The sequence below is a fragment of the Acinetobacter lwoffii genome (genome assembly GCF_024129735.1).
Lineage (GTDB): Bacteria > Pseudomonadota > Gammaproteobacteria > Pseudomonadales > Moraxellaceae > Acinetobacter > Acinetobacter lwoffii_H.
Genome location: NZ_JAMXXK010000069.1, coordinates 1 through 12,699 on the forward strand (window position 1 = coordinate 1; position 12,699 = coordinate 12,699).

Genomic DNA, 12,699 nt, shown 5'->3' on the forward strand with positions numbered 1-12,699 from the left:
ACATTCTGCATAACAGTACAAAATCTGCACGCTACCATACCAGCGCAGAAATTGCTCAAAAAATGATGGATACCTGGTCAGATGCTTCACGTTCTGAGAAGGAAGTTATCGACCATTTCTCCAGTTTTGATTTATTGGTGATTGATGAATATGGCCTGCATGACCGGCATGAAAAACGCCTGGAGATGGTGCACAAGGTCTTATATAGCCGTTACGACAACATGAAGTCCACGCTGCTAATTTCCAATTTCACATTACAGAATATACAGCGGGATTTAGGTGTCCGATTATGGTCGCGGTTACATGAAAACAATTTGATTGTAGTGCCATGTTATTGGGATGATCAGCGGATAACCAAATAATACGACTCTTTACTTAAGCCAATTATCTCACTGAAATAATTGGCTTTTTATAATCAGATTTTTCAAAATTGCATTAATATTATATTTTAGATAAATAGTAGTTTTATTTGATAAAATTGGGTAAAAAGGTTCTTTATACGAATACCGCCTCTTATGGATTATGCAGATCATCCATCAAGTTGATACCTACCCTACCTAAATTACACTATTAAAATTCAGAGTTCCCAAGAAATCATTATGTTAGAGCCAATTTTTAAGCTAATACCAGTTAAGAACTATCGTCATCCCTATGAAGTTAAAAAAGTCTCCTATATGGAAACGGACGATCCAAGATTTACTTATGCTGTTATTAACTTGGTACCAACTGCTAAAAATATTAAGAATACAGAATATTTTATCCGTGTTCTTATGATGAATGAGCTTCTTAAATCTGATGCTGAATTTAATATTGCATCGGGTTTATTCACCAGTTTCATACATCCTGATGTTTCTGTGGCTACTAAAGGTAAATTGGATCCAGTACAAGATTCAAATTTATACGAAGCATTGGCACAAACTGCAATGGATACTTTTGCTCAAGAATATAACTATGAATCTATTATTGAAAATCAGGACATGGCTCGCCTGTTCGGCTTTTTAATTTCTTCCATGATTGGAATTGAATTTAATCCCAATCCTATTAAGTCTGAGGTAGCTGTTGCCTCTGAACTTTTAAAAAATCTTGATGATATTTTTTATATTTATAAAAACTACACAGCTCTCAATCTTGGCCCTGAACTTAGATCTGAAATAAATTATCAATTCTGGTCAGCTCTTACAATGATGACACGCAGTAATGCTTTGGTATATGCAGATAGTTCGAAAGGTTATGATTTTTCAAGTCTGGTTAACAAGAAGGCTGACTTAACCCCTAAAAATCTTAAAAAAGCGATTGAAACCAGCTTACCTTACTTTAACAAAGCACATATTCAACGTGAAATTCGAGATATACTTGCTCATGCTGATTTTGACTTGTCAAATAAGAAAATCACCTGCAAAGATATGATTATGTCTTCTATGCAACGTGGGAAAGTAAATATGCATGCATTTATGAAATATAAAAATACTATTGCAGTCCTATATCGTGCGTATCTAGTTTCTATAAAACAAAATACTTCTGAAAATGAGATTAAAAAGTTAAATACTATTCTGGATGAATCTATCTTTCGACTTTCTACCTCACCTCAAAATACTCTCACTATAAAAATACTTAAAGACCTGTTTACTATAGAGAAAAAGCCTTTAAATGTTCATGGTAATAATGATGTAGATATTATACTCAGTGAAGAAATATCCAATATTATCAAGAATCTGGCTCTTGTTTCATGATTAAAGAATTTTATCATTCTTTTATAATGAGAATCAGATATTAGAGATATTTCGTGAGCTGTTTGAATAGCCACCGATTTTGTAGACACTCTTTAGTTAGATTATTATTTCTATTTCCAAAAGTTTAATTATCTTCACAGCGAAGGACTACCAATTATTTTGGCTGAATCAGCCTTGATATATTAGTGCGATATGGTTAGGCAAGAAAATAATGATAGATATTGTAGATAGTTCAACCCGCAGCCGTATGATGGCCGGAATCAGGGGGCGCAATACAAAACCAGAGTTACTGATCCGCAGTCTGCTTCATAGAAAAGGCTTCCGTTTCCGTCTCCATGCCAAGGATCTTCCCGGAAAACCGGATATTGTCCTACCAAAATACAGGTCAGTGGTTTTTATACATGGCTGTTTCTGGCATGGTCATCAGAATTGTCATCTTTTCAGGTTACCGGCAACACGGACTGAATTCTGGCAGGAGAAAATCTGTCGTAATCAGGCGAATGATTCCAGAGCTATAGAACTCCTGCTCGCTAGTAACTGGCGAGTCTGCATTGTATGGGAGTGCAGTATTCGGGGAGCCCAAAAAGATCCGGAAAAAATAGTCAGTACAATTGCTGACTGGCTTGCAAGTGATGAACTGTTTCTTGAAATACGTGACACCCCAAGAATCTGATTACCTTTAAAATGATGCATACCATAATCTAGAATCCTTCTTTCTATGATGACAGATCAAGCTCCTTGTATTCGTCATAGAGTGCAGCTGAATTTGCTGCTGACACCCTGAACTGGTTGCGTTTTTTCTGTTTCCATTTACCCGTATTTGCATCCAGTGCATATTTACATCCTGGATCATGAACCACTATTCCTGTAGACAGGGCATCCAAGAATTTTTCAATACTCGCTCCTTTGGCCAGCGATACATCCGGGCCAAACTGGTAATAGGTATTCCCTTCGATTTTAAGATTAGTATATGAAACATAACATGTTTTCTTATGTTTTTTCTTCCAGTGATTGAGCAGTTTGCTGAAGGTCCATCCAGCTGCAATTTCTCCATTGTCATTTTTTAGAAAATAGCCACCCTCGCTCAGGGTAATTTTCTTTTTCTCCAGATCATAGCCTTCAATAAAAAGAGTCAGGTGGGTCTCCGGATTTCGGATTCCCGACTGGTGTTTGGCTGTAAAGTAGAGTTGATCCGGTTGCCTGCGGTTTGCATGGGTAGTCATGAAATTTACATAACTATCACGATAGAGTCCGATATCCGGTTCAGGTGTTATCAGGGTCGTAATGCTTTTTGACCTTGTTTTCAGCTCCCAGTCTAGGAAATCTGGGCTGGCATTCCCATTTGGAATGATGCCGAATTCGCATTCCAAGGTAAAACCAGCTCCATTTGTTGCCTCATAGAAGATAACAGTACCGCTTTTGTCCAGTCTTCTGGATCTTATAAGTCCCTTGAAGTAGATATCCTTGAGTTTTCCGATTAGCAGATCCTGACTGTCTGCAAGGCTAGAATAGTATTCATAGAAAACTGACAAGACCTGTTTGTCCTTATTCTTTTCGGCGTATTCCTGAATCTCTCCTGAAATTTCTTCCTCCCATGATCCTGTATAGACAAAGACCTTGTTTTCAGTCAGTCCCAGTATCATGCCCCGTTTCCTGCTGGCATACATTTCACGTTCGTCTGCTGTTGGCGGTTTCATTACCTTGCCCGGGGCAAGCGAGCAGCCACGCAGGAATCCGGAAAGTCTTATTTCCGGATATTTGGGATAGAGGATAATCTGGGAACCTGCGGCTTCTTCAGTTTCACCTTCAGGTGTGATCCAGAACAGTTTGATAGGCGCTTTGAATATAGGGCCTTTGCTGGATTCTCTATCTGCGCGGATCTCTCCCAGTGGAAAATCCTGAAGAACTTCAAAATCCCCCCCTAAATAGACTTGCTGTTTGGAATTGTCATTATTGGAAAGCGGCTTGAGCAGGATGCGGGTTGCGCCTAGAGCCTGCATTATCTGTGATATCTGCCTGAGAGTGGCCATATACAATCCGATCATTGTCTTATAACCGGATCGTACCTTTATTTGATTGATTTTTATACCTTTTAATCAAAAATCTTGTCTTTTTCGCGTTTCTGAATTTCTGCTGCACGTAAAATATAAGGTTCGAGTAACCTCGCAACGGCAGTGAAAACAGGAACAACAACCGAGTTGCCGAACTGCTTGTAGGCCTGTGTATCCGAGACCGGAATACGGAAGAAATCTTCTCCATCCAGTTTTTGGAAGCCCATCAGTTTTGCGCATTCCCGTGGTGTCAGACGACGCGGACGATTTATCTGGTTATCAGGATCATCAAAATTTTCTTCTCCACGCTGCATATCCCAGCCGCGGTCGATCAGAATTTCCGAGCCATCCTTATGGTAGCGGGCCGACAGGGTCCTAGCCACACTGTCAGGGTTTTGCGGATCTACCAGACCAAAGCCAAAACCGTTACCCTTGGCCTGATGTTTCTTTGCATAGTTGTACAGATATTTCCAGAGATTTTCGGTCAAGATGTACTTATCATCAACTTTTGGTTCCAGAATATCCCGTATTGCGGGACGGACTTCAGGGAAGAACTGGCTAATATTCTTCAGAGAAAAGTCACCCTTGATATCCAAACTACGCTTGAAGCCTACCAGTACAATACGCTCACGGTGCTGGGGAAGAAAGTTCTTGCCATCAATGATTTTTGGATCATTTGGACCACTCGATTCAGCATCTGCAACATCATAGCCCAGCTCGTCCAGCGTCTTCATGATGATACGGAAGGTATTTCCTTTGTCGTGGCTTTTCAGGTTTTTTACATTCTCAAGTACGAAGATGGCTGGCTGTTTTGCAGCAATAATACGTGCCACATCAAAAAACAGCGTTCCCTGTGCTTCACATTCAAAACCATGTGCCTTGCCAAGGGAATTCTTTTTTGAAACACCTGCCAGAGAGAAAGGCTGGCATGGGAAACCGGCCAGTAGTACCTCATGATCTGGAATTTCGTTATCAATATGCTGATAGGCTTCAGTAATGTCGGTATCCGGATCTTCAGTCAGCGTAACCTGTCTGATATCTTCGTTGAATTTATGCTGTTCAGGATCACAGTACCAGTTGGCTTTGTAGGTCCGAACTGCCTCCTTATTCCATTCGCTTGTAAAAACGCATTGTCCGCCGATTTCTTCAAAACCTTTCCTGATTCCGCCAATACCAGCGAACAGATCGATAAAACGGAATTTATAATCGGGATGGTGAGATGGCGGTTTTGGAAGCATTTTCTGCTGGAGCATCTCTACTTCACCTTCACTCAGTGCTCGTGGTGCAGTCTTTCCATTGAGCCATTTATTCAGTGTTTCACGGGTCCAGTCATACTGTCCTACTCTACGAAGTATTTCAGCAACAGTTTTTTGGTCATAGGATTCCAGTACGTGATTTACTAGAGTCTTGTGTTCTTCAATTTTTTGGTTCTCCAAGATCAGATACTTTTCATGTAACTCATCGGCTTGGGACAGAAACTCTTTCATCTATAAATCTATATTGGGTGTTTTGAGTGATACTTTATCACCCATTTAACCCAGATATAAGTATGAACATTCACTATAGGTCATAAATTTTCCATTAAAAAAACGGACGTGGGCAAAAAAAACCCTGATATACCATCGGGCTTCTTTTACTTTACTGATTTTTAGTGATCGTCGTAGGTACAAAATCAGATCATGAAGTTCATCATCAGGAGCTTTCCAGAATTCCCTAATTTTATCAACTACAGTCTAGTAACCTATAAGCTCTTCATCTGATAAGTATTGCAGTCATTTTAACAATCGTGAATAAGTTTTATAGTAAAGATGCAGGAGTTTATTTCTAAACTCCTTAAGTAAAATTAACTTTAGTAAACTTGTCGCCAGCCCCTCAATTTAACTCTATTATTATCTACAGGGCTCAGTAATATGGCGTGTTTTTCTAACATGATTCTATAACGACCATCTTGATCTTGGAAAAGAAATACAGTATCACCTTCCATAGCATTATTTTCCTTCATAAAAGTAGTTGTACAGGTAATTCTATATTCATTACGTGTACCTTTCTCTGTATGTAACTTATTGTTGTAGTAGATATAACGGAATTCCCATTTTCTTCCTTGAGGATCATAGAAATCAATCCATTTTGATGGATTTAGCTCCTTGGAATCTAAAGGAGGTAGGAAGTCCAGTAAACTTTTTATAGTTTTAGGAACTAGAAATCCTGATTGATGTGATCCATTAGCACCAATATCATTACGTGAAAGTGTTTTTGCAAATTTCATTATCTAATCCTATATTCCAGCTGGCGAGATGGTTAATGCTTTTAAAATATCTACCGAATCATCTGAAATTGTAGGAATAACTCTATTTCCCAGCTCTTTTCGATAACGAGCGCGTTCCATCATAACCTGTTCCACTGTCCCTTCATAAAATAATGAATAAACTGTCACTGGTAATGTCTGACCTCTCCTATGTGCTCGAGCACTAGCTTGCATTTCTAATGCAGGATTCCAGACAGGAGTATAGTGTATTACTACTGTAGCAGCGGTTATATTTAATCCGGCTCCAGCAGCTTTCGGGTTCAGCACCAGCACACCACTTCCTTTTTGTAAGGTAAATTCATCAATAATTACCTGTCTATCCTCTTGAGGAGTTGAACCATTGATAGAATTCCAGTAACTAATTGGCATATGGCGGGTTGCACTTCTGAGAATATCACCCATACGATTATAGTTAGTGAAGATCAGAACCTTTTTATTCTGGGTACATGCCTCATTAATTATAGATAATGTTAATTCCATTTTTGGAGTCACAATACACTTCTCAGGAGATGTAAGAATTCTGACATCATCTATATTTTTTTGATTTTCCAATTCAGTAGATGATAGTGATGGATGAGAACAAAATATACTTAATCGAGTAGTAGCAACCAGTCCACCTGCAATCCCATATTCATCTAAGGCTTGTTGCCTGATAGTCTCATACTTTGCCTCCAAATCTTCTCCAAGAGATATTGGACACTCAATATCTATTCTCTCAGGCAAATCTTGGGCTACTTGGGCTACAGTTCGTCTAAGAATTAATGGAGCTACAAGATCATTTAATGCATCTGCACTTATTTCATCATCAAGAAATTTTTCAGAAAAATCGTCTCGAGTTCCTAATACTCCCGGTATAGATATATCTAAAAGAGACCATATATCAAGCAGAGAGGTTTCTACAGGTGTTCCTGTCATTAATAAACAAGATTGTCGATTAAGCCTTGAAATCACATTCCGACGGTTTGAATCTGGATTTTTTAGAGCTTGAGCTTCATCACAAACAACACACCGCCAATTTATAGCTCTCATCAACATTTCATCGACCACCAAAGTGTCATAAGTGCTAAGCACTACATGAACTGTTTTAAGTGCTTTAGCAACACCTCCTCTTGTTGCACCACGATGTACTAAAATCGAAAGACTTGGCGCAAATTTATGTATCTCAGATACCCAGTTTGCGATAAGACTTGTGGGACAAACTATAAGAACAGGATTTTCATGAGTCGGCTCAAGATCTAAAATTGAAGCTATTACTTGTACTGTCTTTCCAAGCCCCATTTCATCCGCAAGAATTAAGCCTGAGCTATGCTTAAGCATTTTACTAATCCACGCAACCCCTGCACTTTGATAAGGGTAAAGTGATGCTTTTAATAATTTTGATACCTTATAGTTATTATTAGAAATAGAAGCATTTTGAGCGGCAGGGTCAAAAACCTCTTCTCCAAATCTTATTTTTATATTTTCTGGAAAATTACTTTTTAATCTAATGACATCAGCGATTGGTAAGTTTTCAACTTTCTTTCCTTGAAACAGAGCTGAAATTTCATTTCCTATATCCCTTGGTAAGGGATATGCAAGAGTATCAGATACGACATAATTATGATAAATAGTTGGAGCCCATAGTAATTTCTCCTTTCCTTTTATATATCTTGAGGCAGCTAATTGTACCGTGAGATTTCCAGAACTCTCATCAATAGCGATTATTAAAATAGGATCAAGTACTGTATCCATCAATTTTAAACCATATTGTCTAGACATATCCAATAATTGATCAAAGGATACCGGAAACTCAATCTCCATATTTTACCTCTAATATCTGACGAAGTTCTTCAGGTGTCCATGGTATTGGGCGCTTAGTATGTACTGCTCGATGACAATTAGGACAAAGTGGGATTAGGTCCGTTTTAGGATCAAAGACTTTCTCTGCAGTTAATAAACTAACTGGTTGTTTATGATGAACTTCAATAATATCACCCGCTTCCCCATAAATAATCTTAGGATTAAAACGACAGATACCACAGATAGCCCCCTGATACTCCAAACATAAATATCGATTTCGTCTACTTCTTTCTCGTTGTTTGACTAGTTTAAGAGTTAAAGCCCCTTCCATTTCACCATCCAAATGGTCAGCATCTGATTCTAGCTCTTCATACCCGATTAATTCGGCTAATGCATAAATAGCAGGCGTAACTACTTTCTCAAATGATTCACAAAATATCTGCTCAGACAAATGATCTGATACTTTTAATTTCGTTGCCTTGAATACTGAAAAACCGGAAGTTAACTTAGAAAAGGATTCTACATTTAAAAGACTATATTCAATAGAAAAATCACGTTTCTCGATCAGCTTTAAGAAATCTGCTGAGCGTTCAATTTGAGTCTTTGATGCCCTCTTTATCTGATCAATGATGGGCTGTGCTAATGCACCAAACCGAACTTCAAGAGAATGACGATATAGACCCTCTGCTCTTAAAATGAAGATCGGACCTTCACGTAAAGAAAAGTCTTTAAACCAACACTTTACTCCGAAGATCCCATCATGAGCTGATGCCTTTATATTTAAATCGATACCAGTCTTAGAGACTAAGTCTTTAATAGCATCAATAGAAAGTCTACTATTCATCAATATCTGTATCACCTATATCAGGCACATCTATATCTCTCAAAAGCTTTCTAAGGTTACTTGAAACTTCTTCTCTCAAATCCTCGAAAATAAGTTGTAATTTTTCATCAGTATAGTTTACTTCAGCTGCAGATAAAGCCCATAACAACAAGTCCATACCTTGGACAGAATAGCCATTATTTTTAGCCCGTAAATATATTTTTTGATAAAAGTCATGATGACGGTTAATTCTGACCCCAGTTCTATGTCCGGTTTCTGAAGCGCTCCGTAAAACTGGTTCCCATAACTCACCACCCAACATTTGATCTGATGCCTCAATGTAGAGAGAAGATGGATCGACCTTATTTTCTACAGGAATTTTAAGCTTGATACCTGAACCAATTTGGTTAGAAACAACAACCTTAGAATTTTCAGCATCAACTTCAAGAATGTCTGCTTTTTTAGTATTTGGAGCATTTCCTATACTAATATTTGCACTAGAATGGTCTACATCCACTGTAGAAGCTGTCGTCCGTTTTTTATTACGATAGCGTTGATCAGCTTCCCTTCTAATGGGTTGTAACAACTTTTGAACATGGTGTTCTAGTTCAGGATCAAGAAGGATCCGAGACTTTTTAACATCAACCATGAAAGCTTCGTCAAGGAGATGATTAAAATCAAACTCAACTCTTAGCAAGCTCATATGCGGTTCAAGACTTCCCCAGTTAGGAATACCTAACCAGTCACCTTTATGTATTAAACGGTTTTCACGAAAAACATAAAACCCTTGGCCTCTATTTGAAATTTTAGCTTTTTCACGCTCTTCAAGTGTACAGTCATCTTTATGAGGCAAAATCCAAGCTCTTATTGTTGCTGCTTGTTCTTCTCCTGTTTGCAATTCACAACGAATTGTTTGCTGATCCTCCTCTACAACTTGTTCAGATTTCTCTGGATAAAATGGATTCCACCCTTTTATAGTTTCACCATTAATATAAATCGAAATAGTTTCAGCTCGGGTATCATTTGGAGCAAGGAAACGATAGTAGACCAGTGCCAGATGATCCGTGAGAGTTTTAGCGAGGCGAGCTATTGCTGCTCGTTCAAGTGAACCACCTGGCTCAGAATATATTTTTTTCAGCAACCTATCACATTTTGACCAAATAAGCAGAGTCCCTTTTTCCCCACAGTATTCCTCAAAACGAGCAGCCTCTTCATTTGAAACTTCTTCATGAATCATCTCCCATCGATCATTGGCTTTAACATACTCCAAATCCCAAGAGAGTTTATTTAATGGCTGATCAGCACTTTGTCGAGAAATAAGTGTGAATTTCAAACAAACAGAACTGGAAGCAGTTTTTAATCCAAGACCAAATTTCCCAAGGCTTGCAGGATTTTCTCTTTCTTTAGCCCCATAACGCATAGCATCTTTGAGCATTTCATAGCTCATACCATCGCCATCGTCAGCAAAGTAAACGAACTTTCGTCCATCAGATTTTAATTCAATATCTACGCTAATATTTTTTGCGTTTGCCGCAATTGAGTTATCGATGATATCGGCTACCGCCATGGGAAAGTTATAACCTGTATCCCGAAGCCCATAAATTAATCGAGATGCATCAGGGGTATTTATTAGATCATTTTTCTGTATTTGAACCATTGGTTATAAACCATATTTAATGTGAAATTTATTTAACAAAATTAACAGAATTTTACTGATGATTACAATCGCAGATTAAATTCAGATACTTAAAAATATTTTTTGAAAATTATTTCCTTAATGCACCTGAGGCAAATATCTTTTTATCTTTCCCACCCAACCAAACTAAATATTCATTTTCAATTGCCTGCTTATACGCCCAGTCGGCAACCCGATGCGAACGCTGCAGATCCGTTAAGAAGCCAAGTTGAGAAATCTCTCGTGTAATGGCTTGATCATGCAGATGATTACGTTCTCTCCATTGCTCCAAGAATTGCTTGGATGCTAGATAATTGCTTTTCTGTGAATTACATTTTTCATCCGCTAAGACAAAGTTATGTCCGGTATCGGCAGGATATAGAGACCATGGAATAAAATGATCCACGGCATATTTTAAATTTTTTAGGCTTTTTCCACAGTAAAAACACTGGCATTGCTGTAAGTCAATTAAGAAGTCTGCGACCTGCCCTAGTTGGTTACGACTCGGTGCAAACATGAATTCATCTAGGTCAGGTAACCCATCTAATACACCTAGGTTCTGCTTATTCAGCCGGACAAAGTCAATCCAGCGCTTCTGGCACAGTTCTTCAATAATTTCACTAAACTGTCTCAAGCAATACATCACCTTGGGTAACAGCTTGAGGGACTGCTTGGAATCTTCAAGACAATAGAGAAACTCTATAGTTTGGCCATTCAGATTTTGCAAATACACTACTGGCATTTGCTTTACCGTTGTTGCAACTGTCCGCTTTAGCCTGTTCCAGTAAAGCACATCCCTTCTCAACGTTCCCAAGGTTTTGAATTCTTGCTGTGCCTTTTGAATCTCACTGATGATTTTTGCTTGCTGTCCAGTGGCTTGTTTAAGGATAAAAGGTTCATAGTGGTTGAACTGAAACGGCAGTGACTGTTTCCAGTAAAGGTCAATAAACTTTTCAGCAATATCCTGATATTCCAAATGCAACGCAGCACAGGTATCTTGACCCTGTTCAATCGCCAGTCGCGTGATACTTATCAGCAAAGCAAACTTATAGGTCGAAGTAAACGTCCCTGACTGTAAAATCTGCTGAATATGCTTCAAGAATTTCAGCTGCTCGTTGGGTGTTGGTATTTCGGCTTTACTAAACAACATGTCTAAGCCTGCTCTTTTCTAATCAGAATATTTAACCACTCTTCTGTACGGTCTGGACGTTTATCGACAGTAATCCATTGCTGTAACATTAAAGTCTGATCTATTTGTTTGAGTAAGTCATGAACTTGCTGCTCATTCAAGTCAGTAAAGCTGCGCCCCTCTATATCACGGTCTGTATTGCCATATTTAAAAGACATGTAACACACGCCATTGGGCTTTAGTGCTTTGAATATAAGCCACAGCACTTCAGGCAAACGATCTCTGTCACAGTGCAAAAGAGAAGCACAGGCCCAAATACCATCGTACTTCTCACTCTCATTTAATTCATAGAAACTTTGCTGACGTACTTCAATGCCGGTCAGCTCTCTCGCCTTTTCAACCAGCTCGGCAGAATAATCAATTGCCTCAACTTGATAGCCTTTTTTCTTAAATGCCAAAGTGTCCCGCCCCGAGCCACAGCCCAAATCCAGGATCAATGCCTGTTCCGGCAAATATCTTAGAAATGGTGCGTATAGACTTTTCATTTCAACCTGATAGGTATTTTCAAAAAATGCTTGAGCATGTTGATTGTAATAATTTGATGTTTGATTCATTGTCTAAAAGCCAATATCTTATGTTAAAGAACATACTGATATTTCACTAGATAAGTCAAATGATTAGTCCTATGAATGAATCAAACTCTTATTTCAATGTATCCGGACAACTGAGATAGAAACCAAACTGGTTCTTGTAAATGGAAAAAATATGGGCTTCAGATTTCGCAAGAGTATTAAAATATTACCTGGATTAAAAATCAATCTGACGCATAAAGGCATCAGCAGTGCAAGCATTGGCAAACTTGGTGCTTCTTTAAATATTGGCAAAAAAGGCACCCGAACCAGCGTTGGTATTCCAGGCACAGGCCTATCCTATTCCAAGTACCAACCCTATAAGAACAGAGCTGGTAACCAAGAGAATCCTGCTCAGGAACAACAACCACTCTATACATCACATACTGAGAAACCCAAATCGAATGTCTGGATTTGGGTAATTTTTGGATTATTTTGTTTTATTGTCGGGGCAATTATTTTTTGAATTTAGCCATTCTTTATATCCGGCGGATTCAAGCGGCAAGTGCAACAGTATAAAAACCAGCCATAACTTCACTCGGTGTATACCAACCTAGTGTTTTTCTAGGACGATGGTT

11 protein-coding genes and 1 pseudogene are annotated in these 12,699 nt (G+C 38.5%); 4 read left to right on the forward strand and 8 right to left on the reverse strand.

Going from position 1 to position 12,699, the window contains the following annotated elements; translation table 11 throughout:
* The 3 genes and pseudogenes from NI469_RS14460 to NI469_RS14470 all read left to right on the forward strand — a co-directional run.
* A pseudogene (locus NI469_RS14460) lies at nt 1–362 on the forward strand (ATP-binding protein); the annotation flags it as partial.
* Nucleotides 363–599: 237 nt separating this feature from the next.
* Nucleotides 600–1,730 carry a hypothetical protein gene (locus NI469_RS14465; RefSeq protein ID WP_253175591.1) on the forward strand — a complete coding sequence of 377 codons (1,131 nt, stop codon included), beginning with the start codon at nt 600–602 and terminating at the stop codon, nt 1,728–1,730.
* Nucleotides 1,731–1,941: 211 nt separating this feature from the next.
* On the forward strand, nt 1,942–2,403 hold the full coding sequence (locus tag NI469_RS14470) for a very short patch repair endonuclease (protein ID WP_253175592.1): 462 nt from the start codon (nt 1,942–1,944) through the stop codon (nt 2,401–2,403).
* A gap of 43 nt (nt 2,404–2,446) precedes the next feature.
* Here NI469_RS14470 and NI469_RS14475 read toward each other — a convergent pair whose 3' ends face one another.
* The 8 genes from NI469_RS14475 to NI469_RS14510 form a co-directional block, all read right to left on the reverse strand.
* Nucleotides 2,447–3,760 carry an MvaI/BcnI family restriction endonuclease gene (locus tag NI469_RS14475; RefSeq protein WP_253175593.1) on the reverse strand — a complete coding sequence of 438 codons (1,314 nt, stop codon included), beginning with the start codon at nt 3,758–3,760 and terminating at the stop codon, nt 2,447–2,449.
* 62 nt (nt 3,761–3,822) lie between these two features.
* Nucleotides 3,823–5,268: a DNA cytosine methyltransferase gene (locus NI469_RS14480; protein WP_253175594.1), complete on the reverse strand. Its 1,446-nt coding sequence runs from the start codon at nt 5,266–5,268 to the stop codon at nt 3,823–3,825.
* Between the two features lie 362 nt (nt 5,269–5,630).
* Nucleotides 5,631–6,047, reverse strand: coding sequence for an EcoRII N-terminal effector-binding domain-containing protein (locus NI469_RS14485; RefSeq protein WP_253175595.1), 417 nt, complete (start codon nt 6,045–6,047; stop codon nt 5,631–5,633).
* A gap of 9 nt (nt 6,048–6,056) precedes the next feature.
* Nucleotides 6,057–7,886 carry a DEAD/DEAH box helicase gene (locus NI469_RS14490; protein WP_253175596.1) on the reverse strand — a complete coding sequence of 610 codons (1,830 nt, stop codon included), beginning with the start codon at nt 7,884–7,886 and terminating at the stop codon, nt 6,057–6,059.
* Nucleotides 7,876–8,709, reverse strand: a complete 834-nt coding sequence (locus NI469_RS14495; protein ID WP_253175597.1) for an HNH endonuclease — start codon at nt 8,707–8,709, stop codon at nt 7,876–7,878. The genes NI469_RS14490 and NI469_RS14495 overlap by 11 nt, the downstream gene beginning before the upstream one ends.
* Complete coding sequence (locus NI469_RS14500; RefSeq protein WP_253175598.1) at nt 8,702–10,345, reverse strand: ATP-binding protein; 1,644 nt, start codon at nt 10,343–10,345, stop codon at nt 8,702–8,704. The genes NI469_RS14495 and NI469_RS14500 overlap by 8 nt, the downstream gene beginning before the upstream one ends.
* A 109-nt stretch (nt 10,346–10,454) precedes the next feature.
* Nucleotides 10,455–11,513 (reverse strand): HNH endonuclease, encoded by a 1,059-nt coding sequence (locus NI469_RS14505; protein WP_253175599.1) that lies wholly within the window; start codon nt 11,511–11,513, stop codon nt 10,455–10,457.
* A 2-nt stretch (nt 11,514–11,515) separates the two neighbouring features.
* Entirely contained in the window at nt 11,516–12,106 is a 591-nt protein-coding gene (locus tag NI469_RS14510; RefSeq protein WP_253175600.1) for a class I SAM-dependent DNA methyltransferase, read from the reverse strand.
* Nucleotides 12,107–12,257: 151 nt separating this feature from the next.
* Between NI469_RS14510 and NI469_RS14515 the strand changes: the two genes are divergently transcribed.
* Entirely contained in the window at nt 12,258–12,587 is a 330-nt protein-coding gene (locus tag NI469_RS14515; RefSeq protein ID WP_253175601.1) for a DUF4236 domain-containing protein, read from the forward strand.
* The last annotated feature ends 112 nt before the right edge of the window (nt 12,588–12,699 follow it).